24 protein-coding genes and 1 riboswitch are annotated in these 25,847 nt (G+C 71.9%); of the genes, 11 read left to right on the top strand and 13 right to left on the bottom strand.

The genetic code is table 11. The features are described 5' to 3' along the window. Nucleotides 1-86 precede the first annotated feature (86 nt). Nucleotides 87-2,129, top strand: a complete 2,043-nt coding sequence (locus ACWD11_RS14905) for a HelD family protein (RefSeq protein ID WP_451283293.1) — start codon at nt 87-89, stop codon at nt 2,127-2,129. Nucleotides 2,130-2,232: 103 nt separating this feature from the next. Here ACWD11_RS14905 and ACWD11_RS14900 read toward each other — a convergent pair whose 3' ends face one another. Further along, nucleotides 2,233-2,925, bottom strand: coding sequence for a copper homeostasis protein CutC (locus tag ACWD11_RS14900; RefSeq protein ID WP_451283291.1), 693 nt, complete (start codon nt 2,923-2,925; stop codon nt 2,233-2,235). A 120-nt stretch (nt 2,926-3,045) separates the two neighbouring features. On the opposite strand from ACWD11_RS14900, the gene ACWD11_RS14895 reads away from it, so the two are divergent. Continuing rightward, nucleotides 3,046-3,711 (top strand): HD domain-containing protein, encoded by a 666-nt coding sequence (locus ACWD11_RS14895; RefSeq protein WP_451283289.1) that lies wholly within the window; start codon nt 3,046-3,048, stop codon nt 3,709-3,711. A 9-nt stretch (nt 3,712-3,720) separates the two neighbouring features. Next, a complete protein-coding gene (locus ACWD11_RS14890) occupies nt 3,721-4,833 on the top strand; it encodes a GNAT family N-acetyltransferase (protein WP_451283287.1) in 1,113 nt (370 codons plus the stop codon). Here the strand turns inward: ACWD11_RS14890 and ACWD11_RS14885 are convergent. After that, the gene (locus ACWD11_RS14885) at nt 4,830-5,123 is read right to left on the bottom strand and encodes a DUF4031 domain-containing protein (protein WP_389418112.1); all 294 of its coding nucleotides are present in this window, start codon (nt 5,121-5,123) and stop codon (nt 4,830-4,832) included. The genes ACWD11_RS14890 and ACWD11_RS14885 overlap by 4 nt on opposite strands. Nucleotides 5,124-5,133: 10 nt before the next feature. Continuing rightward, nucleotides 5,134-5,526, bottom strand: a complete 393-nt coding sequence (locus ACWD11_RS14880; RefSeq protein WP_389418111.1) for a hypothetical protein — start codon at nt 5,524-5,526, stop codon at nt 5,134-5,136. A 55-nt stretch (nt 5,527-5,581) separates the two neighbouring features. On the opposite strand from ACWD11_RS14880, the gene ACWD11_RS14875 reads away from it, so the two are divergent. From ACWD11_RS14875 to ACWD11_RS14865, 3 genes are read left to right on the top strand one after another with little or no spacing between them, the layout of a single operon-like run. Further along, nucleotides 5,582-6,517 carry a MurR/RpiR family transcriptional regulator gene (locus ACWD11_RS14875; RefSeq protein WP_389418110.1) on the top strand — a complete coding sequence of 312 codons (936 nt, stop codon included), beginning with the start codon at nt 5,582-5,584 and terminating at the stop codon, nt 6,515-6,517. Nucleotides 6,518-6,548: 31 nt separating this feature from the next. Then, nucleotides 6,549-7,484 carry an N-acetylmuramic acid 6-phosphate etherase gene (gene murQ / locus ACWD11_RS14870; protein WP_451283284.1) on the top strand — a complete coding sequence of 312 codons (936 nt, stop codon included), beginning with the start codon at nt 6,549-6,551 and terminating at the stop codon, nt 7,482-7,484. A 15-nt stretch (nt 7,485-7,499) separates the two neighbouring features. Further along, entirely contained in the window at nt 7,500-8,876 is a 1,377-nt protein-coding gene (locus tag ACWD11_RS14865; RefSeq protein ID WP_389418108.1) for a PTS transporter subunit EIIC, read from the top strand. Between the two features lie 3 nt (nt 8,877-8,879). Here ACWD11_RS14865 and ACWD11_RS14860 read toward each other — a convergent pair whose 3' ends face one another. From ACWD11_RS14860 to thrC, 5 genes are all read right to left on the bottom strand, one after another. Further along, nucleotides 8,880-10,010 (bottom strand): NADH:flavin oxidoreductase, encoded by a 1,131-nt coding sequence (locus ACWD11_RS14860; RefSeq protein ID WP_389418107.1) that lies wholly within the window; start codon nt 10,008-10,010, stop codon nt 8,880-8,882. A gap of 200 nt (nt 10,011-10,210) precedes the next feature. Continuing rightward, a complete protein-coding gene (groL, locus tag ACWD11_RS14855) occupies nt 10,211-11,833 on the bottom strand; it encodes a chaperonin GroEL (protein WP_250071891.1) in 1,623 nt (540 codons plus the stop codon). Nucleotides 11,834-12,175: 342 nt separating this feature from the next. Beyond that, the gene (locus ACWD11_RS14850) at nt 12,176-12,379 is read right to left on the bottom strand and encodes a cold-shock protein (RefSeq protein ID WP_010035953.1); all 204 of its coding nucleotides are present in this window, start codon (nt 12,377-12,379) and stop codon (nt 12,176-12,178) included. A 430-nt stretch (nt 12,380-12,809) separates the two neighbouring features. Next, a complete protein-coding gene (locus ACWD11_RS14845; protein WP_389418106.1) occupies nt 12,810-13,085 on the bottom strand; it encodes a MoaD/ThiS family protein in 276 nt (91 codons plus the stop codon). Continuing rightward, nucleotides 13,082-14,368: a threonine synthase gene (thrC, locus tag ACWD11_RS14840; RefSeq protein WP_451283282.1), complete on the bottom strand. Its 1,287-nt coding sequence runs from the start codon at nt 14,366-14,368 to the stop codon at nt 13,082-13,084. Before thrC ends, ACWD11_RS14845 begins: the two co-directional genes overlap by 4 nt. 18 nt (nt 14,369-14,386) lie before the next feature. Next, a riboswitch (SAM riboswitch) is annotated at nt 14,387-14,525 on the bottom strand. Nucleotides 14,526-14,675: 150 nt separating this feature from the next. On the opposite strand from thrC, the gene ACWD11_RS14835 reads away from it, so the two are divergent. Together ACWD11_RS14835 and ACWD11_RS14830 are read left to right on the top strand one after the other, a co-directional pair. After that, nucleotides 14,676-15,620, top strand: a complete 945-nt coding sequence (locus tag ACWD11_RS14835) for a glucosyl-3-phosphoglycerate synthase (RefSeq protein WP_451283281.1) — start codon at nt 14,676-14,678, stop codon at nt 15,618-15,620. 62 nt (nt 15,621-15,682) lie between these two features. Beyond that, on the top strand, nt 15,683-17,071 hold the full coding sequence (locus ACWD11_RS14830) for an alpha,alpha-trehalose-phosphate synthase (UDP-forming) (protein WP_451283279.1): 1,389 nt from the start codon (nt 15,683-15,685) through the stop codon (nt 17,069-17,071). A gap of 10 nt (nt 17,072-17,081) precedes the next feature. On the opposite strand, the gene otsB is transcribed toward ACWD11_RS14830, so the two are convergent. From otsB to ACWD11_RS14815, 3 genes are read right to left on the bottom strand one after another with little or no spacing between them, the layout of a single operon-like run. Beyond that, nucleotides 17,082-17,936, bottom strand: coding sequence for a trehalose-phosphatase (otsB, locus tag ACWD11_RS14825; protein ID WP_451283277.1), 855 nt, complete (start codon nt 17,934-17,936; stop codon nt 17,082-17,084). 43 nt (nt 17,937-17,979) lie between these two features. Then, entirely contained in the window at nt 17,980-18,213 is a 234-nt protein-coding gene (locus tag ACWD11_RS14820; RefSeq protein ID WP_250071885.1) for a DUF3263 domain-containing protein, read from the bottom strand. Between the two features lie 35 nt (nt 18,214-18,248). After that, nucleotides 18,249-19,496, bottom strand: coding sequence for an ABC transporter substrate-binding protein (locus tag ACWD11_RS14815; RefSeq protein ID WP_451283275.1), 1,248 nt, complete (start codon nt 19,494-19,496; stop codon nt 18,249-18,251). 127 nt (nt 19,497-19,623) lie between these two features. On the opposite strand from ACWD11_RS14815, the gene ACWD11_RS14810 reads away from it, so the two are divergent. The 3 genes from ACWD11_RS14810 to ACWD11_RS14800 all read left to right on the top strand — a co-directional run bounded on the left by ACWD11_RS14810 (nt 19,624) and on the right by ACWD11_RS14800 (nt 22,817). Beyond that, complete coding sequence (locus ACWD11_RS14810; RefSeq protein ID WP_389418098.1) at nt 19,624-20,568, top strand: ROK family protein; 945 nt, start codon at nt 19,624-19,626, stop codon at nt 20,566-20,568. Between the two features lie 80 nt (nt 20,569-20,648). After that, nucleotides 20,649-21,782 (top strand): N-acetylglucosamine-6-phosphate deacetylase, encoded by a 1,134-nt coding sequence (nagA, locus tag ACWD11_RS14805; protein WP_389418426.1) that lies wholly within the window; start codon nt 20,649-20,651, stop codon nt 21,780-21,782. Nucleotides 21,783-21,896: 114 nt separating this feature from the next. Continuing rightward, on the top strand, nt 21,897-22,817 hold the full coding sequence (locus ACWD11_RS14800) for a 1-phosphofructokinase family hexose kinase (protein WP_451283274.1): 921 nt from the start codon (nt 21,897-21,899) through the stop codon (nt 22,815-22,817). Here ACWD11_RS14800 and ACWD11_RS14795 read toward each other — a convergent pair. Beyond that, nucleotides 22,814-23,761 (bottom strand): carbohydrate-binding protein, encoded by a 948-nt coding sequence (locus ACWD11_RS14795; RefSeq protein ID WP_451283272.1) that lies wholly within the window; start codon nt 23,759-23,761, stop codon nt 22,814-22,816. The genes ACWD11_RS14800 and ACWD11_RS14795 overlap by 4 nt on opposite strands. Before the next feature lie 118 nt (nt 23,762-23,879). Further along, nucleotides 23,880-25,532 (bottom strand): diguanylate cyclase CdgB, encoded by a 1,653-nt coding sequence (gene cdgB, locus ACWD11_RS14790; protein ID WP_389418095.1) that lies wholly within the window; start codon nt 25,530-25,532, stop codon nt 23,880-23,882. Nucleotides 25,533-25,847: the final 315 nt, after the last annotated feature.

Raw genomic sequence — 25,847 nt, 5'->3', positions numbered from 1 at the left:
CTCCCTTCACGGAGTGCCGCCATCCGGCCGGTAACCGGACGGCTTCTCGCAGCGCCCGATCCCGTAGGCCCACCGGAGGCACTCCCTTGTCCACGCCAGCCGACGACCCCCTGGCCCGTGAGCGTTCCCATCTCGCCTCTTCCCGCGCCGCCCTGCGTGCGATGCGCGAGGACGTCGAGGCGCTCGACATCGCGGACGTGACCGCGAACTGGGTCAACGCCGCGGTCCTCGCCCACCAGATCGACGAGCGGATCAAGGCGCTGGCCGACCTGAGCGACACCCCGCTGTTCTTCGGCCGCCTCGACTATCTGCACGCGCCCGGCGCGGACCGCTCGGAGGGCGCGCAGGGGGAGCAGTTCTACATCGGGCGGCGGCATGTGCACGACGCGGCCGGCGATCCGATGGTGATCGACTGGCGGGCGCCGGTGTCGCAGCCGTTCTACCGGGCCTCGAAGAAGGACCCGCAGGACGTGGCGCTGCGCCGCCGGTTCGGCTACACGGGCGGCGACCTCACCGCGTACGAGGACGAGCACCTCTCGGACCCGGCCGAGGCGGCGCGGACCAGCAAGCTGCTCCAGCAGGAGATCGAGCGCCCGCGTGTGGGCCCGATGCGGGACATCGTCGCCACGATCCAGCCCGAGCAGGACGAGATCGTCCGGTCCGGTCTGGGCGGCACGGTGTGTGTGCAGGGAGGCCCCGGTACCGGGAAGACGGCGGTGGGCCTGCACCGGGTGGCGTACCTGCTGTACGCGCACCGCGAGCGGCTGGCCAGGACGGGGACGCTGGTCATCGGACCGAACCGGTCCTTCCTGCACTACATCGAGCAAGTGCTCCCCGCCCTCGGTGAGCTGACGGTCCGGCAGGCGACCGTGGACGACCTGGTCGGGCAGGTGGAGGTGCGCGGCACGGACGACGCGGCGGCGGCAGTCGTCAAGGGGGACGCGCGGATGGCGGAGGTGCTGCGGCGGGCGCTGTACTCGCAGGTGACGATGCCGACGGAGCCGGTCGTGGTGGTGCGCGGGTCGCGTCGCTGGCGGGTGCCGCCGTACGAACTCGAAGGCCTCGTGCGGGAGTTGCTGGACCGGGAGATCCGTTACGGCGCGGCCCGGGAGGCGCTGCCGCAGCGGATCGCGCATGCGGTGCTGGTGCAGATGGAGCGCTCGGGGGAGGCGCCGGACGACCGGGTGCAGGACGCGGTGGCGCGCAATACGGCGGTGAAGGCGGCGGTGAAGGCGATCTGGCCGGTGGTGGAGCCGGCGAAGCTGGTGCTGCGGCTGCTGACGGACGTGGGGTTCCTCGCGGAGCACGCGGAGGGGGTGCTGAGCGAGGAGGAGCGCAAGCTGATCCTGTGGGAGCGGCCGGTGCGGTCGGTGAAGTCGGCGAAGTGGTCGGCGGCGGACGCGGTGCTGATCGACGAGGCGACGGATCTGATCCGGCGGACGCACTCGCTGGGGCATGTGGTGCTGGACGAGGCGCAGGATCTGTCCCCGATGCAGTACCGGGCGGTGGGGCGGCGCTGTTCGACGGGTTCGGCGACGGTGCTGGGGGACCTGGCGCAGGGGACGACTCCGTGGGCGACGGAGAGCTGGGCGGAGGCGCTGTCCCACCTGGGCAAGCCGGAGGGCGTGGTGGAGGAGCTGACGGCGGGCTTCCGGGTGCCGACGGACGTGATCACGTACGCCTCCCGGCTGCTGCCGCACATCGCGCCGGGGCTGGCGCCGGTGGCGTCGGTCCGGGAGAACCCGGGCTTCTTCGAGGTGCGGGCGGTAGGGGGGACAGCGGAGGTGGTCGGCGCCTGCGAGGAGTTGCTGCGCAACGAGGGGTCGACGGGTCTGATCGCGGCGGATGCGCGGGTGCCGGAGCTGGCGGCGGCGCTGGACGCGGCGGGGATCGGTTACCTGTCCCCGGGTAAGGAGACGACGACGCGGACCCGGCTGACGCTGGTCCCGGCGTCGCTGGCGAAGGGGCTGGAGTACGACTACGTGGTCCTGGACGAACCCCGGGCGGTGGTGGACGGCGAGCCGGACGAACGGACGGGGCTGCGGCGGCTGTACGTCACGCTGACGCGAGCGGTGTCGGGCCTGATCGTGACCCATACGGCACCGCTGCCGCGTGAACTGACGGCCTGATCTCAGGCGCCGGACGGGCTGAGAACAGCCCCTCCGGCGTTTGAGGAGCGGGGGTCCAGGGGGCGGAGCCCCCTGGGGCCGGGGCGAAGAACGCCTGGCGCGCTCACACCCCGTCCAGCACTCGCCGCCACTCCCCCACCGCCGCCTCCGACACCGGCCCGGACCAGCCGGTGGGCCGGGCCGCCCCGCCGATGTGGAACGCGTCGATCCCGGCGGACAGCAGGTACGGCACGTGTTCCAGCCGCAATCCCCCGCCCACCAGCACCCGCTGCTCGTACCCCGGCTCCCCGCTTCGCGCCGCCTCCGCCAGCAACGTGGGCAACCCCTCGTCGACCCCCGCCGCGGCCCCCGCCGTCAGATAGGTGTCCAGCCCCGTCATCCCGTCCAGCGCCTTGCGCAGCGCGTCCCGGTCCGCCGCCCGGTCGATCGCCCGGTGGAACGTCCACCGGCACCCGTCCAGCGCCCCCACGACCCGCTCCACCGCATCGAGGTCGACTGCCCCGCCGGAGTCGAGGAACCCGAGCACGAACTCCTCGGCCCCTGCCCCCCGCATCTCCTCGGCGGCCCCCACCAGTCGATGGGTGTCCCCCGCCGCGAACCCGTCCGCCAACCGCACCATCACCCGCACCGGAAGGTCCACGGCGGCCCGGATCCCGGTCACGGTCGCGGCCGGCGGGGTCAGCCCGTCGGCCGCGATGTCGGTGACCAGTTCGAGGCGGTCCGCGCCTCCGGCCTGCGCGGCGACCGCGTCCTCGACGTCGAGGGCGATCACCTCCAGGAGTGCACGCTTGCTCATGGGGCCCCATTCGTCGGCGACCAAGGGTCGACACCAGGTGTACAGGTCTAGTCCAATCCTGCTCCAAGACTACGCCCGCCGCCCGACCCGCCACACCCCGGTTCCGGGGAGAATGAGCCCATGGCAGATCTCGACGACCTCCGCTCCCGCTGGCTGAGCACCCTGCTCGCGGCGCGGGAGGACGACTCCTGCGCCACCGACCCGTCCCGGTACGGCGACGCGCTATTGAAGCGCTGGTCGGAGCCGCAGCGGCGCTATCACACCATGGAGCACCTCGCGGCGGTCCTCGACCACGTCGACACACTGGAGGAGTACGCCGCCGATCCGGCCGCCGTACGGCTGGCCGCGTGGTTCCACGACGCCGTCTACCTGCCGGAACGCTCGACGAACGAGGAGCGGTCCGCCCGGCTCGCCGAGCGCGCCCTGCCCGAGGCCGGAGTGTCCGCCGAGCGCACCGCCGAGGTCGCCCGGCTCGTCCGGCTCACCGTGACCCACGACCCCGCCGACGACGACCGCGACGGCCAGGTCCTGTGCGACGCCGACCTCGCGATCCTCGCCGCGCCGCCCTCCGCGTACGCCGCCTACACCGCCGCCGTCCGCGAGGAGTACCACTTCGTGCCGAACGACGCCTTCCGGGCGGGCCGGTCCGCGGTGCTGCACCAACTGCTGGACCTGCCGCGGCTGTTCAGAACGCCGTACGGGCAGGAGAAGTGGGAGGCCACCGCCCGGTACAACCTCGCCGCGGAACTCGACATGCTCTCGCTCCCGTCCGGCCCGTCCGCATAGCCTGCCCGCATGCGACACATGGGCGGGGAACGCGTACAGCAGGCCGTGGCGGGCTCGGTGGCCCTGTTGCGGACGGCGGCCGGGGAGGACTGGGACACGGTCAAGGCCGCGCGTTCGGAGTGGAGTTGCCGGGAGGCGGCGGTCCACATCGCCCACGACCTCATCGTCTACGCCGGCCGGCTCGCGGCGCGGGGCCGCACCGCTCACGTGCCCCTGACGGTCACTCCCGACGCCACCGCCGGAAACGAAGGGCTCCTGGAGGCCATCGAGACCACCGGCACCCTGTTCACCGCCACCCTGCGCACCACACCGCGCCACATCCGCGCACACCACCCCTGCCCCTTCCTCAGCGCGAACGCCGAGGGCTTCGCCGCCCTCGGCGTCGGCGAGGTGCTGCTGCACACGTACGACATCGCCTCGGCGCTCGGTCTGGTCTACGAACCGCCCGCCGAGCTGCCCGAGTTCGCCCTCACCCGGCTCCTCCCGCACGTCCAGCCGGGCCCCACCCCCTGGGCCACCCTGCTCTGGGCCACCGGCCGCGGCACTCTTCCGGGCCGTGCGCCCGTCACCGACTGGCACTGGATCAACCCCCTGGTCGTGCCCGCCGAGCGGCTCACCCTGGAGAGCCTGACCCCCGCCGCCGCGGCCGACCTCGCGGCCGGGGGCGACGGCGGCTACGCGTGGGCGCAGGGCGGCCCCTACGACGGCACCCGGGAGGCCTCCGGAATGCTGCTCAAAGCGTACGAAGCGGGCGTGCACCGGCCGGAGTTCGGCGTCTTCGTCCTCGTGCGCACGGAGGACGACCGGGCCGTGGGCGCCCTCGGCTTCCACGGCGCGCCCGACGAGGAGGGCCGCGTGGAGATCGGCTACGACCTGGCGGAGTCGGCCCGCGGCCACGGCTACGCGACCGAGGCGCTGCGCGCGCTGTCGCGGTGGGCGCTGGCCAGGGACGACGTACACACCCTGCTGGCGACCATAGACCGCGCCAACCTGCCGTCCCAGGCCGTGGTCACCCGGTCGGGCTTCGTCCGGGCCACGCCCGAGGAGGAGCGGGCGATGGGCGAGAGCAGGGAGGCGGACGGCCCCCTGCACGTCTACCTCCGCAGCGTCCGCAGCGCCTAGGACCGCTCGGTTTCTCGCTCGGACCGGGGCTGGCGGCCCTTCGGCCGGCGCAGTCCCGCTCCGTTCAGCAGCCGCACCACGTCCCGGCTGCTGACCTCCACCGCGCCCGCGGCGACCGCGTCGGCGTAGCGGTGCGAGGGGATGTCGTAGTGGTCGCGCTCGAAGGCCCGCCGCGGGACGCCGAGGCGGTCGGCGAAGTCGTGGAGTTCGGCGAAGGAGACGTCGCTGACCAGGTGGGACCACATCCGGCCGTGCCCCGGCCAGGTCGGCGGGTCTATGTAGACGGTCACGGCGCCCCCCTCACGAGGCAGCCCCGCCCGTCGCCGTCCCCAGCAGGCCCACCGACGCCACCTTCACGCCCGCCTTGTGGCAGACCCAGTGCGGATCGGGGCCCAGTTCGGGCTCGACCTCCAGCGCGTGCGGGTCGCCGTGACCGCAGACCGGGCAGAGCGGCCAGCGGCCGTGCCGGTCGAGGAGGGCGTCCTGGACGTCCTGCGCCACCAGCCCGGCGATGTACTCCGCGCCCTCGGGCCACTGCTCCACCCACCAGCGCCGCTGCGCGACGGACTCCTCGACGAGCGACACGACGTCCGCCTCGGCGACCTGGCCCGCGACCAGATCGGCGAGCACCAGGGCGCGTGCCGCGTGCAACGCCTGCTCCAGGGGGCTTACGGGGTGGCCGGAGGGATCCATGCCCCCATTGTGCGCACTCTTGACCACAACACCGAAGCGAAAATATCTTTCATTCGTGACCCAGCAGGTGAAGGAAACTTTCGGAGCCGGACCGGGACAGGCCGGTCCGTCCGGCGGCCCGCCGCCCGCTCCCGCCGCCCTCGCGGCCAAGGTGCGCACGCTCGCGCCGTCCATGACCCGCTCCATGCAGCGGGTCGCCGAGGCCGTCGCCGGCGATCCGGCCGGCTGCGCCGCGCTCACCGTCACCGGTCTCGCGGAGCTCACCGGCACCAGCGAGGCGACCGTCGTCCGCACCGCCCGCCTGCTCGGTTACCCCGGCTACCGCGATCTGCGCCTCGCGCTCGCCGGTCTCGCCGCCCAGCAGCAGTCCGGGCGGGCCCCCGCCATCACCACCGACATCGCGGTGGACGACCCCATCGCCGACGTCGTCGCCAAACTCGCCTACGACGAGCAGCAGACCCTCGCCGACACCGCCGCCGGACTCGACACCGCCCAGCTCGGCGCGGCCGTGACCGCCCTGGCCGCCGCCCGCCGGATCGACGTGTACGGCGTCGGGGCGTCCGGGCTGGTCGCGCAGGACCTGACGCAGAAGCTGCTGCGCATAGGGCTGATAGCCCACGCGCACAGCGATCCGCATCTCGCCGTGACGAACGCGGTGCAGCTGCGCGGCGGCGACGTGGCGCTCGCGATCACGCACTCCGGGTCGACCGGCGATGTGATCGAGCCCTTGCGGGTCGCCTTCGAGCACGGGGCGACGACCGTCGCGATCACCGGACGGCCGGACGGGCCGGTCGCCCAGTACGCCGACCACGTCCTGACCACGTCCACCGCGCGCGAGAGTGAGCTGCGCCCGGCCGCCATGTCGTCCAGGACCGGTCAACTGCTGGTCGTGGACTGCCTGTTCGTAGGAGTCGCGCAGCGGACGTACGAGTCCGCCGCGCCCGCCCTGTCGGCGTCCTACGAGGCGCTGGCCCACCGGCACCGGCGGTAGCCCTCATCAGTTCCGTCCGTGGAAAGAGCCCATGACCTCACCGTCCAACCCCCGTGAGCTGCGCGCCGAGTTGGAGTCCCTCACCACCGAGGCGTTCCGCCCCGACCTCGCCGACATCGACCGGCTGCCCACCCTCGACATCGCCCGCCTGATGAACGGCGAGGACGCCTCCGTACCCGCCGCCGTCGCCGCTCGGCTCCCCGAGATCGCCGCCGCCGTCGACGCCGTGGCGGAGCGGATGGCGCGCGGCGGACGGCTCGTCTACGCGGGCGCCGGCACCGCCGGGCGGCTCGGCGTGCTCGACGCCTCCGAGTGCCCGCCCACCTTCAACACCGGCCCCGGCCAGGTCGTCGGCCTGATCGCGGGCGGACCCGAGGCCATCGTGAGCTCCGTGGAGGGCGCCGAGGACGCCGGGGAGCTGGCGCGCGCCGACCTCGACGCGCTCACGCTGACGCCCCTGGACACGGTGGTCGGCGTCTCCGCCTCCGGCCGTACGCCGTACGCGATCGGCGCGGTGGAACACGCCCGCGCCCTGGGCGCGCTGACGATCGGCCTGGCCTGCAACGCGCACAGCGCGCTCGCGGCCGCCGCCGAACACGGCATCGAGATCGTGGTGGGCCCCGAGCTGCTCACCGGCTCCACCCGCCTGAAGTCCGGCACGGCGCAGAAGCTCGTCCTCAACATGATCTCGACGATCACGATGATCCGGCTGGGCAAGACGTACGGGAACCTGATGGTCGACGTCCGCGCCTCCAACGACAAGCTGCGGGCCCGCTCCCGCCGGATCGTCGCGCTGGCCACCGGCGCGGGCGACGAGGAGATCGAGCGGGCGCTCGCCGCCACCGACGGCGAGGTGAAGAACGCCGTCCTGGCGATCCTCGCCGGGGTCGACGGCCCGACGGCCGCCCGCCTTCTGGAGGAGTCCGGCGGCCATCTGCGTGCCGCGCTGGCGGCGGCGGTCCGCTGACCCCAGGCTCGGGGGGTGAGCACCTCGTACGACACCGCCGCCGCGATCCTCCCCCTGGTCGGCGGCCCCGCGAACGTCACCTCCGTCGCCCACTGCATGACCCGGCTCCGGCTGGGCCTGGCCGACCGCTCCCTGGTGGACGAGGAGGCGCTGCGGGCGGTGCCCGGCGTCCTCGGGGTGGTCGACGACGACACCTACCAGATCGTGCTCGGGCCGGGGGTGGTGGCGCGGGTGACGCCGGAGTTCCAGGCGCTGGTGCTGAAGCGGGCGCGGCAGCAGCGCAACGCGACCCCGGTGAAGCTGGCCCTGCGCCGGGTCGCGAACATCTTCGTGCCGCTGATCCCGGCGCTGATCGGCTGCGGGGTGCTGGCCGGGCTCAACGGCCTGCTGCTCAACCTCCGTTGGCTGCCCGGGGTGACCCCGGCCCTGTCGGTGATCGCCACCGCCTTCATGTCCCTGATCGCGGTCTTCGTCGGGCACAACACGGCGAAGGAGTTCGGCGGCACCCCGGTGCTCGGCGGCGCGGTGGCGGCGATCGTCGTCTACCCGGGGGTGGCGAAGGTGACGGCGTTCGGGGTGACCCTGGCACCGGGGCAGGGCGGAGTGCTCGGGGCGCTGGCGGCGGCCCTGCTGGGCGTGTACGTCGAGAAGTGGTGCCGCCGCTGGGTCCCGCCCACGCTGGACGTCCTGCTCACCCCCACCCTCACGGTCCTCGTCGCGGGCCTGGCCACGCTCTACGGCCTCATGTACACCGCCGGCGCGGTCTCGACCGCCATCGGCACGGCGGCGACCTGGCTGCTGACGACGACGGGAGCCTTCGCGGGCCTGGTCCTCGGCGGCCTCTTCCTCCCCCTGGTCATGCTGGGCCTCCACCAGGCCCTGATCCCGATCCACGCCACCCTCATCGAGCAGCAGGGCCACACCGTCCTCCTCCCGCTGCTCGCCATGGCGGGCGCCGGCCAGGTGGGCGCGGCGGCAGCGGTGTACGTCCGGCTGCGCCACGACACGACCATGCGTACGACGATCAGGTCGGCGCTCCCGGCCGGGCTGCTGGGCGTGGGCGAGCCGCTGATCTACGGAGTCTCCCTGCCGCTCGGCCGCCCCTTCCTCACCGCCTGTGTGGGCGGAGCCGCCGGGGGCGCCTTCGTCGGGCTGTTCGCGATGCTCGGCGAGCGGGTGGGCGCGACGGCGATCGGGCCGTCGGGGTGGGCGCTGTTCCCGCTGCTGGCGGGCAACAGGGGCCTGGCCCCGACGGCCGCGATCTACGCGGGCGGGCTGCTGACGGGGTACGCGGTGGGCTTCCTGACGACGTACACCTTCGGTCTGCGGGCCGTGGCTGGCCCAGCAGCAGATCCGACTTCAGCTCCCGCAGCTCCCGGGCCCCCGGGGTGAGCGTCAGCTCAGGGACTTCAGGGCGGCCGGGTCGTACGCGGCCAGTTCCGACACGCGTCCCGCCAGGACCTTCCGCGCCCAGTGCGGGTCCTGGAGCAGGGCGCGGCCGACGGCCACCAGGTCGAACTCGTCGCGCTCCAGGCGGTCCAGGAGGTTGTCGAGGGAGCCCGTCTCGGCCCCCTCGCCCTGGAACGCCTTGAGGAAGTCGCCGTTCAGGCCGACCGAGCCGACGGTGATGGCGGGCCTGCCGGTCAGCTTCTTGGTCCAGCCCGCCAGATTCAGGTCCGATCCCTCGAACTCGGGGAGCCAGTAGCGGCGCGTGGAGGCGTGGAAGGCGTCGACACCGGCCGCGGCGAGCGGGGCGAGGATGGCCTCCAGCTCCTCCGGGGTCCCGGCGAGGCGGGCGTCGTAGGCGTCCTGCTTCCACTGCGAGTAGCGGAAGATGACGGGGAAGCCGGGCGAGACGGCGGCGCGGACGGCGGCCACGATCTCCGCGGCGAACCGGGTCCGGGACACCGGGTCACCGCCGTAGGCATCCGTGCGGCGGTTGGTGCCCGCCCACAGGAACTGGTCGATCAGATAGCCGTGCGCGCCGTGCAGCTCGACGCCGTCGAAGCCGATCCGCTCCGCCGCGGCGGCGGCCTCGGCGAACGCGCCGATGACGTCGTCGAGGTCCTGCTGGGTCATGGCCTTGCCGGTGACCTCGTCGGCGCCGATGCGCAGACCCGAGGGGCCGACCGCGGGGGCGTCCGCGAACGGCGGCTCGCCCTGGCGGCGGACCATGCCGATGTGCCACAGCTGCGGAACGATCGTGCCGCCCGCCGCGTGCACCGCGTCGGCGACCTTCGCCCAGCCCGCGAGCTGCTCGGCCCCGTGGAAGCGCGGCACCCGGTCGCTCTGCCCGGCCGAGTCATGGCCGACGTACGTCCCCTCGGTGACGATCAGACCGACACCGGCGGCGGCCCGGCGGGCGTAGTACGACACCACGTCCTCGCCCGGGACACCGCCCGGCGAGAACATCCGGGTCATCGGCGCCATGACGATGCGGTTGGGCACGGTCAGGCCGTTGATCGAGGTCGGGCGGGAGAGGATCTCGGCGGCGCGCGAGGCGGCCTCGGAGGGGGCGACGGTCACGTGGGGGCTCCTTGAGGGGGTACCGACGGGTATGTGCGCGTGCATTTACCACACCTCGGCGTCAACCTCCGGGACCCCCGCCCCCATTCCCCCGCTGGGGAAACGACCGTATGACCCAGCCCACGAACACGCCCGAGGGCGGCACCCCCTGACGAACAGGGAGTGCCGCCCTCGGCAGAACGACGACCGACCGGAGTCGATCAGAAGTCCATGTCACCGCCCGGCATGCCGCCCGGAGCGGCCGCGGCGGCCTTCTCCGGCTTGTCGGCGATGACGGCCTCGGTGGTGAGGAACAGCGCCGCGATGGAGGCGGCGTTCTGCAGCGCGGAACGCGTCACCTTCGCCGGGTCGATGATGCCCTCGGCGATCATGTCGACGTACTCACCGGTCGCGGCGTTCAGGCCGTGGCCGACGGGCAGGTTGCGCACCTTCTCGACGATGACGCCGCCCTCGAGACCGCCGTTGACGGCGATCTGCTTGAGCGGGGCCTCCAGCGCGAGCTTCACGGCGTTGGCGCCGGTCGCCTCGTCGCCCGAGAGGTCGAGCTTCTCGAAGACCGAGGAGGCCTGCAGCAGGGCCACGCCACCACCGGCGACGATGCCCTCCTCGACGGCCGCCTTGGCGTTGCGCACGGCGTCCTCGATGCGGTGCTTGCGCTCCTTGAGCTCCACCTCGGTGGCGGCACCGGCCTTGATGACGGCCACGCCGCCGGCCAGCTTCGCCAGACGCTCCTGCAGCTTCTCGCGGTCGTAGTCCGAGTCGCTGTTCTCGATCTCGGCGCGGATCTGGTTGACCCGGCCCTGGACCTGCTCCGAGGAGCCGGAACCGTCGACGATCGTGGTCTCGTCCTTGGTGATGACGACCTTGCGGGCCTTGCCCAGGAGGTCCAGGGAGGTGTTCTCGAGCTTGAGACCGACCTCCTCGGAGATGACCTCGCCGCCGGTGAGGATGGCGATGTCGTTCAGCATCGCCTTGCGGCGGTCGCCGAAGCCCGGGGCCTTGACGGCGACGGACTTGAAGGTGCCGCGGATCTTGTTGACGACCAGGGTCGACAGGGCCTCGCCCTCGACGTCCTCGGCGATGATCAGCAGCGGCTTGCCCGACTGCATGACCTTCTCCAGCAGCGGGAGCAGGTCCTTGACCGAGGAGATCTTGGAGTTGGCGATCAGGATGTACGGGTCGTCGAGGACGGCCTCCATACGCTCCATGTCGGTGGCGAAGTACGCCGAGATGTAGCCCTTGTCGAAGCGCATACCCTCGGTGAGCTCCAGCTCCAGACCGAAGGTCTGGGACTCCTCGACGGTGATGACGCCTTCCTTGCCGACCTTGTCCATGGCCTCGGCGATGAGCTCGCCGATCTGGGTGTCGGCGGCGGAGATGGAGGCCGTGGAGGCGATCTGCTCCTTGGTCTCGACGTCCTTCGCCTGCTCCAGCAGGGCGGCGGAGACGGCCTCGACGGCCTTCTCGATACCGCGCTTCAGGGCCATCGGGTTGGCACCGGCGGCGACGTTGCGCAGGCCCTCGCGGACCAGCGCCTGGGCGAGAACGGTCGCCGTGGTCGTACCGTCACCGGCGACGTCGTCCGTCTTCTTGGCGACTTCCTTGACCAGCTCGGCGCCGATCTTCTCGTACGGGTCCTCGAGCTCGATCTCCTTGGCGATGGAGACACCGTCGTTGGTGATCGTGGGGGCGCCCCACTTCTTCTCGAGGACGACGTTGCGGCCCTTGGGGCCGAGCGTCACCTTCACGGCGTCCGCGAGCTGGTTCATGCCGCGCTCGAGGCCGCGCCGCGCCTCCTCGTCGAACGCGATGATCTTGGCCATGTGAAGTGGTCCCTCCAGGACTGGGGGTGATTCCTTCGGACCGCGCCCGCGCCCGCGACGGACGGCTCGCCGGCCTGTGGTTCCTTGCCCCACCTGGCCTGCGGGCCTCACCGACCCGGTCCTTCGTTGTCACTCTCACCTTCAGAGTGCTAACGCCAATGATTAGCACTCGGGGTAGGCGAGTGCAAGCGGCTCTCGGGTTTCGGGCCCCCTGTGTGCGGTTCTCATGCGGTTGCCGTCGGGTCCGCCGGGCACACGGAAGGGCTCGCACCCGGGGGGTTGGGTCCCCTTGGTGCGAGCCCTTCAGCGGAAGACGTAGCTTGCGGTTCGTTGGTCGCGCGTTCAGGCAGATACGCGAACCATGTCGGCCTGCGGGCCCTTCTGGCCCTGCGAGATCTCGAACTCGACCCGCTGGCCCTCTTCCAGGGTGCGGTACCCGTCCATCTGGATCGCGCTGTAGTGGACGAAAACATCCGCACCACCGTCGACCGCGATGAAGCCGTACCCCTTCTCCGCGTTGAACCACTTGACGGTGCCCTGAGCCATGCCTAACTCCCCTATTACTGGCCCTTGCACAGATCCGCACTTCGCGGATCCGGGTCAGACCTCACCCCCCACGGTTTGGGGGCGTGCGCCGGAACGCGTCGACCGCGGCTGAATGTATCTGTCCAACTGCCGTCTGCAACAGGTCAATCGGACGAGAATTCTGGACGCGCACAGTCCGGAATGTAGTGAGAATTCGCCCGAACTCAGGGCAAGTCGGGCCCCATAAAAGGAGCAGATGACGCAAAAGGCGCGCACACTTTGGCTACTTCTCGTCGCATAGGGCTTCAGGACTCATATGCGCCCGGCATGCGAAGTGGGGCGGGTTCCCCAACTGTACCGCGCTCAACCAAGCAGAATTGCCCCCTCCGTTTGTCTTACGGAGAGGGCAATTCGATGAACTCAGAGTGATACGCCTTACCGACGGTAACGATCAGCCGCCGGCCACCGCCGGAATGATGGAAACTCCGGCGCCGTCGGGGATCGCCGTCTGCAGGCCCTGCTCGAAGCGGACGTCGTCGTCATTGACGTACACATTCACGAACCGGCGCAGCTTGCCCTGGTCGTCCAGGACCCGGGCGGCGATTCCGGTGTGGTTCTTCTCCAGGTCGGCGATGACCTCGGCGAGGGTGCCACCCTCGGCCGTCACCTCGGCGGCACCACCGGTGTAGGTGCGCAGGATGGTGGGGATGCGGACTTTGACGCTCATGAGTCGAGGCCAGCCTCTCGGAAGGAGTCGAGGTTCGGGCGGATCGTCGCGGTGAGGCCGGTGCCGGCCACCGCGTCGAGGGTCTTGAGGCCATCGCCGGTGTTGAGGACGACCGTCGTCTTGGCGGGGTCGAGCAGGCCGTTCTCGATCAGCTTGCGCGTCACGCCCAACGTCACGCCGCCCGCCGTCTCCGCGAAGATCCCCTCGGTCCGGGCCAGCAGCTTGATCGCGTCGACCACCTGCTCGTCCGTCACGTCCTCCACCGCGCCGCCGGTGCGCCGGGCGATGTCCAGGACGTAGGGCCCGTCGGCCGGGTTGCCGATGGCCAGCGACTTGGCGATGGTGTTCGGCTTCTGCGGCCGGACCACGTCGTGGCCCGCCTTGTAGGCCACCGACACCGGCGAGCACCCCTCGGCCTGCGCGCCGAAGATCTTGTACGGCCTGTCCTCGACGAGCCCGAGCTTGATCAGCTCCTGCAGCCCCTTGTCGATCTTCGTCAGCTGCGAGCCGGACGCGATCGGCACGACGATCTGGTCCGGGAGCCGCCAGCCGAGCTGCTCGCAGATCTCGTACGCCAGGGTCTTGGAACCCTCCGCGTAGTACGGCCGCAGGTTGACGTTGACGAAGCCCCAGCCCTCACCGGCCGGGTCGCCGATCAGCTCGGAGCAGAAGCGGTTCACGTCGTCGTAGTTGCCCTCGATGCCGACCAGCTCGCCGCCGTACACCGCGGCCATCACGACCTTGCCCTGCTCCAGGTCGTGCGGGATGAACACGCAGGAACGGAGGCCGGCGCGGGCCGCGGCGGCGCCGACGGCACCGGCCAGGTTGCCCGTCGACGAGCAGGAGAGCGTGGTGAAGCCGAAGGCCCGGGCGGCCTCCAGGGCCTGGGCGACGACCCGGTCCTTGAAGGAGTGCGTCGGGTTGCCGGAGTCGTCCTTCACATACAGGCCGCCGGTCACGCCGAGCTCGCGGGCCAGGTTGTCGGCCTTGACGAGCGCGGTCCAGCCGGGGTTGAGGTTGGGCTTGCCGGCCACGTCCGAGGGGACGGGCAGCAGGGGCGCGTAACGCCAGATGTTCGCGGGTCCCGCTTCGATGCGCTTGCGGAGTTCCTCGGTGTCGTACGCCGAGAAGTCGTAGGCGATCTCCAGCGGGCCGAAACACTCCTCGCACGCGAAGACCGGGCCGAGCGGGACGCGGTGTCCGCACTCCCGGCAGCTCAGGGCGGCGGCGGGACCGAGATCGACAGTGGTGTTCCCGGTGCTTGCGACAGTCTGCACAGCCATGTGAGGCGAGGCCCTTTCTCCTCATCTTCCTCACGACGCATCTCGCCGTGAGACGGATTTGGCACCTTCCCTAGCCGGGAGCCTCGCGTGAACGAGACCGGCTGGAGGGTTGCCGGGGCTTCATCGGGCCGTATCCCTCTGCCCCTCTGGATGAGCGGTATGAAGTTGTGAACGCCGGGCCGGCCAGGACATGCGATGGTCACCCGCGTTGTTCAAGACTGTAACCGACGACCGGGACAGTTGAGATAGTCGTCCGAACGGCGAGATGGATCACAAACAGCGGATCACAAGCGAAGGAGCCGCCTACGTGCTGGAAGAAGTCGAGCGCTGGCTGAGCACCCGCTCCTGGTCGGTGACCGATCGCCCGCTCCACCAGATCATGGCCGCGAAGCGCAGCTCGGGCCAGTCCGTCTCCGTCGTGCTGCCCGCGCTCGACGAGGAGGAGACGGTCGGTGACATCGTCGCCGTCATCCGGCACGACCTGATGCACCAGGTCCCGCTGGTCGACGAGATCGTCGTCGTCGACTCCGGGTCCACCGACCGCACCGCCGAGGTCGCCGCGGCGGCCGGGGCGACGGTCGTGCACCGGGACGCGATCCTGCCGCGGCTGCCCGCCGTGCCCGGCAAGGGCGAGGTGCTCTGGCGCTCGCTGCTGGTCACCCGCGGCGACATCGTCTGCTTCATCGACGCGGACCTGAAGGAGTTCTCCTCGGACTTCGTCTCCGGCATCGTCGGCCCGCTGCTCACCGACCCCGGGGTGGACCTCGTCAAGGCGATGTACGACCGCCCGCTCGGGCAGGCGGCGGGCCAGGGCGGCCGGGTCACCGAGCTGATGGCCCGCCCGCTGCTGAACATGCACTGGCCGCAGCTCGCCGGCTTCGTGCAGCCGCTCGGCGGGGAGTACGCCGCCCGCCGCGCCCTGCTGGAACAGCTCCCCTTCCCCGTCGGCTACGGCGTGGAGCTCGGCATGCTGGTCGACGCGCTGCACCTGGCCGGCCTCGACGCGCTGGCCCAGGTCGACGTCGGGGTGCGCAAGCACCGGCACCAGGACGGCCGGGCGCTCGGCCGGATGTCCGCCGCGATCTACCGCACGGCCCAGCTCCGGCTGGCCCGCGGACACCTCATCCGCCCCGCGCTCACCCAGTTCGAGCGCGGCGAGGACGGTTTCGAGCCGCGGACGTACTCGGTGGACACCGAGGAGCGGCCGCCGATGGCGGAGATAGCGGAGTACGCGTCCCGCAAGGTGGCGTAACCCACGCCGCACGCGGCGCATCGCACGTTTGAGCGTTTACGGCACGGGCTAGGTTGGAGCACATGGCTTCCATGTACGGCGCCGCTCAGGTGCTGGTCGCGTCGAACCGCGGCCCGGTCTCCTATGAAGTGCAGGAAGACGGCTCGTTGCGCACCAAGCGCGGGGGCGGCGGACTGGTGTCGGGCCTCTCGGCCATCGGCCCGGACGCCGGTGCCCTGTGGGTGTGCTCCGCGCTGTCCGACGGCGACCGCGAGGCGGTGCGGCGCGGGGTGGGCGAGGACGGCGTGCGGATGCTCGCCGTACCGGCCGAGGTGCACGCGGACGCGTACAACGGCGTCGCCAACTCCGTGCTCTGGTTCGTCCACCACATGCTCTACCAGACCCCGCTGGAGCCCACCTTCGACTCCGCGTTCTGGCGGCAGTGGGAGAACTACGTCCGCTTCAACCGGGCCTTCGCCGAGGCGCTGGCCGACGAGGCGGCCGAGGGTGCGGCGGTCCTGGTGCAGGACTACCACCTGACGCTGGTGCCGGGGCTGCTGCGCAAGCTCCGCCCCGACCTGCGCATCAGCCACTTCTCGCACACCCCGTGGGCCCCGGTGGACTACTTCCGCATGCTGCCCGACCGGGTGGCGCGCGAGGTGCTGGAGGGCATGCTCGGCGCCGACCGGCTCGGCTTCCTCACCCAGCGCTGGGCGGACGCGTTCACCGCGTGCTGCACGCAGCTGGCGGGCGGGCTCGGGGACACCGAGGTCGGGGTGCACGGGCTGGGGGCGGACGCGGACTTCCTGCGCCGCCGGTCGCACGAGGCGGACGTCGAGGAGCGGATGACGGCGCTGCGCGCGGAGATCGGGGAGGGCCGCCGGACGATCGTCCGGGTGGACCGGACCGAGCTGTCGAAGAACATCGTGCGCGGGCTGCTGGCCTACCGGCAGCTCCTCGACGACCACCCCGAGTGGCGCGAGCGGGTCGTGCACGTGGCCTTCGCCTACCCCTCCCGGCAGGACCTCGCCGTCTACCGGGAGTACACGGCCGAGGTGCAGCGGGTCGCCGACGAGATCAACGCCCGGTACGGCACCCCGGGCTGGACTCCGGTCGTGCTGCACGTCAAGGACGACTTCGCGCGCTCCCTCGCCGCGTACCGGCTCGCCGACGTGGCCCTGGTCAACCCCATCCGGGACGGCATGAACCTGGTCGCGAAGGAGGTGCCGGTCGTCTCCGACGAGGGATGCGCGCTGGTGCTGTCGCGGGAGGCGGGTGCGTACGAGGAGCTCGGCGAGCACGCGATCGTGGTGAACCCGTACGACGTCCTGGACACCGCGCGCGCCCTGCACGAGGCCCTGACGATGCCGCCGCACGAGCGGGCCGACCGCTCCAAGCGGCTGGCCGCGGCGGCCACGGCCCTGCCCCCCGCGCAGTGGTTCATGTCCCAGCTGCGGGCGCTGACCGGCTGATCCCGCCGGCTCACCGCAGGTGCGCCGCCAGCTCGCTCAGTAGCGCCACCACTCCCGCGGGGCCCGGGACCACCAGGTCGGCCTTCTCCTGGAGCTCCGGGACCTGCTCGCTGCCCCTGCTGCACACCAGCAGGCCGGGGGTGCCGTCGGCGCGGAGTTTGTCGACGGCCGCGTAGGCGGGCAGGTCGCCCAGGTCGTCGCCGGCGAAGAGGACCGAGGTGGCGTCGGTCTCGCCGACGTAGCCGAGGAGGGCGACGCCCTTGTCCATGCCGGGCGGACGCAGTTCCAGGACGAGCCGGCCCGGTTCGACGATCAGGCCGTGCCGGGCGGCCAGCTCGGCGAGGGGCTCGCGCAGGGCCTCGAAGGCGGCCTGCGGATCACCGGCCCGGCGGGTGTGCACGGCGACCGCGCTGCCCTTCTCCTCGATCCAGGTGCCGCGCCAGGCGCCGACCCCGTCGAGGAATCCGGGCAGCTCCGCGCGGACGGCGGCGACCCCGGGGTGGGGGGCGGGGGCGTTGACGGTGCCGGTGACGGCGTCCCAGCGCTCGGCGCCGTAGTGGCCGAGGACGACGAGACGCTCCAGGCCCGGCACCCCGGCGAAGCCGCCGTGGCGGACCGCGACTCCGGCGGGCCGGCCGGTGACCACGGCGACGGCGGCCACCTTCGGCGCGAGCGCGGCGAGCGCGCCCACCGCGTCCGGATGCGCCCGTGCCTGTTCGGGGTCCGGCACGATCGGCGCGAGGGTCCCGTCGAAGTCGATGGCGATCACCGCCCGCGCGGGTTCGGCGAGGATCGCGTCGAGGCCGGCCCGGCCGGCGGGGGTGACCGGGGTCGGCAGGGAGGTCGATTCGGTGTGGCTGCCCATACGGCGACCCTATCCAGCTCCGCCCTCGCCGGTCAGCAGGGCCTCACCGCTCCGCTCGCCGTGACTCGCGCACCCTGCGCAGCCGGTTCACCGTCACCGGGTCGTGCGCGAGGGCCCGCTCGTCGTCCAGGAGGGCGTTGAGGAGCTGGTAGTAGCGGACGGGGGCCAGGCCCAGTTCCTCGCGTATCGCGCGCTCCTTGGCGCCCGGGCCGGGGAAGCCGCGGCGTTCCAGGGCGAGGATGGACTGTTCCCTGGGGTTCAGCGGGTCCGGTGCCATACCTGGCACCGTAACCCCCGCCACCGACAGTCCGGCTACTCCGCGCTCTCCTCCGCCACCGCCGTCACCTGCAGCCGGCGCAGCACCGTGGCGGGGCTGCCGCCGGGGGCGACCGCGGTGCCGATCTTCTCCTTCACCGCCGCGCTGACCGCGGCCCAGGAGGTACGGCCCACCGGGTAGAGCTCGGAGGTGGGCAGGGCCTTGAGGAAGGGCCGGAGACCGGCGTCCTGCTCCGCGGCGCTCATGGTGTCCCAGACCGAGTTCGTCACGGGCAGCAGGTCGTACTCGCGGGAGAAGGCGAGCACGTTCTTCTCGTCGTAGACGAAGTCGAGGAAGTCGCCGGTCTCCTTGGCGTGGCCGTTCTGCTTGAACGCCATCATCCAGTCGGCCACGCCCATGGAGACCTTGCTCGGCCCGTCCTCGCCGGGCATCGGCACCATGCCGAACTCCACGCCCTTCGCGGCGGCCGCCTTCATCAGCGAGGGATGCCCGTTGAGCATGCCGACGTCGCCGTCCGTGAACGCCTCGAAGGCGTCGGCGCGGTTGAGCGAGGCGGGCGCGACCGGTCCCGTCAGCTCCTTGTCGACCAGTTCGTCCTTCAGCCAGCCGAAGGTCTGGATGTTCTCCGCGGAGTCGATGCCGTAGGTACCGGCGTCGGTGTCGGTGTAACCGCCGCCCCCGCTGAGCAGCCACTGCATGGTCTCCGCCTGCGCCTCCTCGGGTCCGAGCGGCAGGGCGTACGGGTACTTCACCCCGTCCGCCTTCAGCGCCTCGGCGTCGGCGGCGAGTTCCTGCCAGGTCTCGGGGGGAGTGATGCCGGCCCGCTCGAAGAGGGACTTGTTGTAGAAGAGCAGACGCGTGGAGGAGGCGAACGGCATGCCGTACTGGGTGCCGTTGACCGCGCCCGCGGCGGCCAGCTGCGTGAGGAAGTCGGCCTGGGTGGTGATGGAGAGCAGCTCGCTGGCGGTGTACAGCTTTCCGGCCCTGGCGTAGTCCGCGTAGGCCCCGATCTGCGCCAGGTCAGGTGCCTTCCCGGCGTCCACGAGCTCCCTGACCTTGCGGTCGACCTCGGTCCAGGAGTAGACGCTGACCTCGATGTTCACGTCCGGGTGGGTCTTCTCGTACTCCTCGACCAGCGAGGCCCAGTACTTCCGGGAGCTGTTCGCCGCGCTGTCGCCGTAGTCGGCGGCGACCAGCCGCAGCGTGACCTCGTCCGACCCTCCGGTCAGGCCGCAGCCGCCCAGCACCGCCGTCATGCCCAGTGCGGACACCACCGCGATCATTCCTGCCCCACGCCGCTGCACTGCTCTTCCAGCCCCAACCCTGCGAAAACTTTCGACCCGACGCCATAAGGTCTACACCACGTGAGTGGACTAGACCTCTCCCGGGTCGACGGGCCACACTGTCCCCGTGAGACATGTCATCGCCCTCGACGTGGGCGGCACCGGGATGAAGGCCGCCCTGGTCGGGGCGGACGGCGCTCTGCTGCACCAGGCCCGTCGGCCGACCGGACGCGAGCGCGGCCCCGACTCGGTCGTGGCGGGCATCCTCGACTTCGCCGCCGAGCTGCGCGCGCACGGCGCCGAGACATTCGGCGAGCCCGCCGCCGCGGCCGGTGTCGCCGTCCCCGGCATCGTCGACGAGGCGGCCGGCATCGCCGCCTACTCGGCCAACCTCGGCTGGCGCGACGTACCCCTGCGCGAGCTGATCACCACCCGGCTCGGCGTCCCGGCCGCCCTCGGCCACGACGTACGCACCGGCGGCCTCGCCGAGGGCCGGGTCGGCGCGGGCCGAGGCACCGACCGGTTCCTGTTCGTGGCGCTCGGCACCGGCATCGCGGGCGCGATCGGGGTGGACGGGCGGGTCGAGGCCGGGGCGCACGGGTTCGCGGGCGAGATCGGCCATGTCGTCGTACGCCCCGGAGGCGCTCCCTGCCCCTGCGGACAGCGCGGCTGCCTGGAACGGTTCGCCTCCGCGGCCGCGGTGAGCGAGGCCTGGGCGAGGGCGGACGGGAACCCGGACGCGGACGCGGCCGACTGCGCCAAGGCCGTCGCGTCCGGTGACCCGAACGCCGTGCGTGTCTGGCAGGAGGCCGTGGACGCCCTGGCCGACGGCCTGGTCACCGCCCTCACCCTGCTGGACCCGCGCACGCTGATCATCGGTGGCGGCCTCGCCGAGGCGGGGGAAACCTTGTTCACACCCCTGCGGGACGCCGTCCGGCGCAGGGTCACCTTCCAGAAGGTGCCGGAGATCGTCCCGGCGGCTCTGGGGGACACGGCGGGCTGTCTGGGCGCGGGCCTCCTGGCCTGGGACCTGCTGACTACTACAACTCGGATCCAGGAGGAACCCACCTGATGGCAACCCCCTCAGGGGCGCGGGACAGTGCTCAATTGCGGCTCCGCCGCGGGGCGCGCTCAGCCCCCACCGGCCCGCAGATGGTCCTCAAGGGAGCCCACGTAGCACTCCCCACAGGAGTGATCGACAACGGCCAAGTGATCATCGAGGGCGACCGAATCGCCGCGACCGCGCAAGAGAACGCCCAGGTCATCGACGTAACCGGCCATTACCTGGTCCCCGGCTTCGTAGACCTCCACAACCACGGCGGAGGCGGAGCCTCCTTCACCTCGGGCACCGTCGACGAAGTCCTCCGCGGCATCGACACCCACCGCCGCCACGGCACCACCACCCTCGTCGCCTCCACGGTCACCGGTGACATGGACTTCCTCGCCCAGCGCGCGGGATTCCTCTCCGAGCTGGCCGAGCAGGGCGACATCGCCGGGATCCACTTCGAGGGCCCGTTCATCTCCCCGTGCCGCAAGGGCGCGCACTCCGAGGAGCTGCTGCGCGACCCGGACCCGGCCGAGGTGCGCAAGCTGATCGACGCCGCGCGCGGCAAGGCCAGGATGGTCACCCTCGCCACCGAACTGCCCGGCGGCATCGACTCCGTACGCCTGCTCGCCGAGCACGGCGTCATCGCGGCGATCGGCCACACGGACGCGACGTACGAGCAGACGGTCGAGGCGATCGACGCGGGCGCCACCGTGGCGACGCACCTCTTCAACGCGATGCCCGCCCTCGGCCACCGCGCCCCGGGACCGATCGCGGCCCTCCTGGAGGACGACCGGATCACCGTCGAGCTGATCAACGACGGTACGCATCTGCACCCCGCCTCCCTGCAGCTGGCGTTCCGTCACGCGGGCGCGGACCGGGTGGCGTTCATCACCGACGCGATGGACGCGGCCGGCTTCGGCGACGGCCGGTACATGCTCGGCCCGCTGGAGGTGGAGGTCGCCGACGGCGTCGCCCGGCTGGTGGAGGGCGGCTCGATCGCCGGCTCGACCCTCACCCTGGACCGTGCCTTCAAGCGCGCGGTGACGGTCGACAAGCTGCCCGTGGAGGACGTGGTGAAGGCCCTGTCCACCAACCCGGCCCGGCTGCTGGGGATGTCCGACACGATCGGCTCGCTGGAGCCGGGCAAGTACGCCGACCTGGTGCTTCTGGACGACGCCTACGAGGTGAAGGGCGTGCTGCGCCGGGGCGCATGGGTAATCGATCCCCAACTGGGCTGATCCGTCCGGCACCCGTGCGACGGCGGCCGTTCCGAGGGCTGGGACGGCCGCTCTGTCTTTGGCATGATCAGGACCGGAACAGACGGCACCACTGACCCGGGGAGGTCGGCCCGGGTGATCCTCACGGTCACGCTGAACACCGCTCTCGACATCACGTACCGCGTAGCGGCGTTGCGCCCGCACGCCTCCCACCGCGTCTCCGAGGTCCTCGAACGCCCCGGCGGCAAGGGCCTGAACGTGGCGCGGGTGCTGGCGGCCCTCGGCCACGAGGTGACCGCCACCGGCTTCACGGGCGGCGCGACGGGCGGGGTCGTACGCGACCTGCTCACCGACGGTACCGGGGTGCGCGACGCCCTCGTCCCGCTCGCCGGTACGACCCGCCGCACGATCGCGGTCGTCGACGGCCGCACCGGCGACACCACCCAGCTCAACGAGCCGGGCCCGGTCGTCACCCCGGCCGAGTGGTCCGCCTTCCAGGAGTTTTACGACACTCTGCTCGCGTCGGCGGACGCGGTGGCCCTCTGCGGCAGCCTCCCGCCGGGCCTCCCGGTCGGCGCCTACGCGAGCCTGGTCCGCGCGGCACGCGCCGCGGGCGTCCCGGTGCTGCTGGACACCAGCGGCGAACCCCTGCGCCGGGCCGTCGCCGCCCGCCCGGATGTCATCAAGCCCAACGCCGACGAGCTGGCCGAGCTGACCGGCTCCCACGAGCCGTTGCGCGCCACGCGGGACGCCCGCCGCCGCGGCGCCCGCACGGTGGTCGCCTCGCTGGGCGCCGGCGGTCTGCTCGCCCACACCCCGGAGGGCCGCTGGCGGGCCGTCCCGCCCGCACCGCTGCGCGGCAACCCGACCGGCGCGGGCGACGCGGCGGTCGCGGGCCTGCTGTCGGGCCTGGTCGAAGGTGTCCCCTGGCCGGACCGGCTGGCCCGCGCGGCGGCCCTGTCCGCGGCGAGCGTGCTGTCACCGGTGGCCGGGGAGTTCGACCGGCGGACCTACGAGGAACTGCTGGGCCGGGTGGCCGTGACGGGTGAGGCCTAGCCCTTGACCTGCCCGGACTTCAGCCACAGCTGGTCCAGCAGGACGTTGCACTTGTCGCCCTCGGCGCAGGACACCGAGATGGTGTTGGTGCCCTTGTTGAGGGTCGGGTAGGCGTACGTGGTGGTCCAGCCCTTGGCGAAGTCGCCGTCGGCGGCGTTCGCGAAGTTGTCCATGCGCAGCTTGGAGCCGAACGGCTTGCCGTTGACCGTCAGCGTCATCGACTGGTTCTCGCCGGCCGCGCTGTAGCGCGCGAACAGCGTGTAGTCGCCGTCCGTGGGGATGCCGTCCACGGTCCAGGTGACCGAGTTGCCGACCTGGTTGAGGTTGCCGACGTAGAAGCCGCCGGAGGACTGGGCGCCCTGGACGTCCGAGGCGATCGCGGCCGTGCCGCCGAGGCGCAGCGACTTGCCGTCGACCGGCTTGATCTCTTCCTTCTCCTCGGCGCTGCTGCTGGCCGACGGGCTCGGGTCCGTGCTCTGGGACTGGGTCGGCGTGGAGTCGGCCTGGTTGCCGCCGTCGTCGTCGCCTTCGCCGCCCGCCATCGCCACCGCGATACCGATGACGACCGCGGCGACCACCGCGATCGCGCCGATCAGCAGCCCTCTGGTGTTCGGCCCCCGGCCGCGGCCGCCGCCGCCGATGCCGTCGCTGTAGGAGGCCATCTGCTGCTGGGTGGTCGGGGCGCCGCCCGGGAAGGTCTCGGGGGCCGAGTAGTGCGCGTTCGGCTGGGCGTACCCGCCCTGCTGCTGCGGCACGTGTGCGTAGGGTGCCGCCGTCTGCTGGCCGTACTGCCGCTGGCCCACCGAGCGCACCCGGTTCACCGAGTTCGGGTAGCCGTAGCCACCGGACGGTGGCTGGGCGCCGTTGGCCTGCCCGTCGGCGTAGAGGTAGCCGAACGGGTCGTCGTCCTCGGGCGTAGTGGCGCCGTTGTTGCCGGACGTCATCCCTTGGTCTCCTCACCAGGTGCGGGGCGGATGCGGTACGTGTAGCGAAGGGCGAGCCTACCCGCTCTGGCTGACCCGAACGGGTGACTCGGACCGCATCAGCTCGCTGACCTGGGCTTCATCCCGCACGTCTGTGCTGTTTGGGACGAGATCGTTTCTCTACGTACATCCGCTCGTCCGCGGACTTCAGCACCTCGTCGGCGGTCATGCCGCAGTGGGCCCACCCGATGCCGAAGCTGGCGCCCACCCGCACGGCGCGGCCGTCGACCCGGATCGGCTGGATGATCTCGTTGCGCAGCCGTACGGCCAGGTCCTGGGCGTCGGCCCGGCCGAGCCCGTCGGCGAGCACCACGAACTCGTCGCCGCCGAGCCGGGCCACGGTGTCGCCGTCCCGGACGGCCCCGGAGAGCCGGCGCGAGACCTCGATGAGGACGGCGTCGCCCGCGTTGTGCCCGAACCGGTCGTTGATCGACTTGAAGCCGTCGAGGTCGCAGAAGAGCACCGCGAGGCCCTTGGTGCCGTCGTCCTTGTCACCCTCGGGGGCGACGGTGTGGACGTGGTGGTCGTAGCCGTCGAAGGCCTCGGCGCCGGGGCGGAAGTCGAAGCCGTGGCCGTTGACGTCGTAGGCCGGGTGACCGTAGGCCGCGTCCAGGGACTCCAGGGCACCGGCGTGGGCGGGGCGCTGGCACAGCCGCGAGGAGAGCCGGGCGCGCAGTTCGGCGGAGTTCGGCAGCCCGGTCAGGGAGTCGTGGGAGGCGCGGTGGGCGAGCTGGAGCTCGCGCCGCTTGCGCTCCTCTATGTCCTCGACGTGCGTCAGCAGGAAGCGCGGTCCGTCGGCGGCGTCGGCGACCACGCTGTTGCGCAGGGACACCCAGACGTAGGTGCCGTCGCGGCGGCCGAGGCGGAGCTCGGCGCGACCGCCCTCGGCGGAGGTCCTGAGCAGGGTGCCGATGTCCTCGGGGTGGACGAGGTCGGAGAAGGCGTAGCGGCGCATCGCGGAGGCGGGGCGGCCGAGCAGCCGGCACAGGGCGTCGTTGGTGCGCAGGATCCGGCCGTGCTGGTCGCCGCCCATCTCGGCGATGGCCATGCCGGAGGGGGCGTACTCGAAGGCCTGCCTGAAGCTTTCCTCGCTGGCCCGCAGCGCCTGCTGCTCGCGCTCCAGCCTGACCAGCGCGCGCTGCATGTTCGCCCGCAGGCGGGCGTTGCTGATCGCGATGGCGGCCTGGAACGCGTACATCTGGAGCGCCTCGCGCCCCCACGCGCCCGGCAGCCGGCCGTTGCGCGGCCGGTCCACGGACAGGACGCCGATCAGCTCGCCGCTGCCGCTGCCGTGCACGCCGGGCGTGTGCATGGGGGCGAAGAGCCGGTCCGAGGGGTGCCACTCGTCCTCGAAGCGGGGCGCGGGCCCGTCGGTGTACCACTGCGGGACGTCGTCGTCGTCGAGGACCCAGCCCTCGGTGTGCGGTATGAACACCAGGTCGCCCCAGTGCTCGCCCATGCTCAGCCGGCGCTCCCAGGACTCGCGGGAGCCGGTCCTGCCGGTGATCAGCGCATCGGCGGCGGGGTTCCCGGCGAGGGCGGCGACGACGAGGTCGCCGTCGGGGCGGACCAGATTGACGGCCGCGAGCTCGTAGCCGAGTCCGGTGACGACGCCGTCGGCGACGGTCTGAAGCGTGTCCGCCAGGCTGCGCGCGGTGTTCATGTCCGCCATGACCTGGTGCAGTTGTCGCAGGGTCGCAAGACGGACGTACGGCTCCGACTCGGTCTCCATGCTCGCCCTCCCCCCGAGACCTCGCAGCGAATCAAGGGTTGTCTTCGGCGTGTTTTCTGTACGGTGCCCTTGCTGTTCTTGATGAAGGTCCCCCGCCACTGAATCACAGCGCGCTGCCCACCCGGTACACAGGGTCAACAATTACCGGCCCTTGTGACTCAAGTCACAGCTAAAGATGAACAATTGCGCAGTGTTTCTGCGTTTTTCCGGGTGCGTTTACCGACCGCAAACTGTGGGTGCTGTCGGTCGGGGGTCCTAGGTCCGTTCTCGGCCCCGGGCCCGATGCGGCGGCCTCGCCCCGGAGACTAGCGTTTC

It is taken from the genome of Streptomyces sp. NPDC002776 (genome assembly GCF_053592195.1).
The sequence above is the reverse complement of the archived record's forward strand: the minus strand, read 5'-3'. Positions and strand labels throughout refer to the sequence as shown.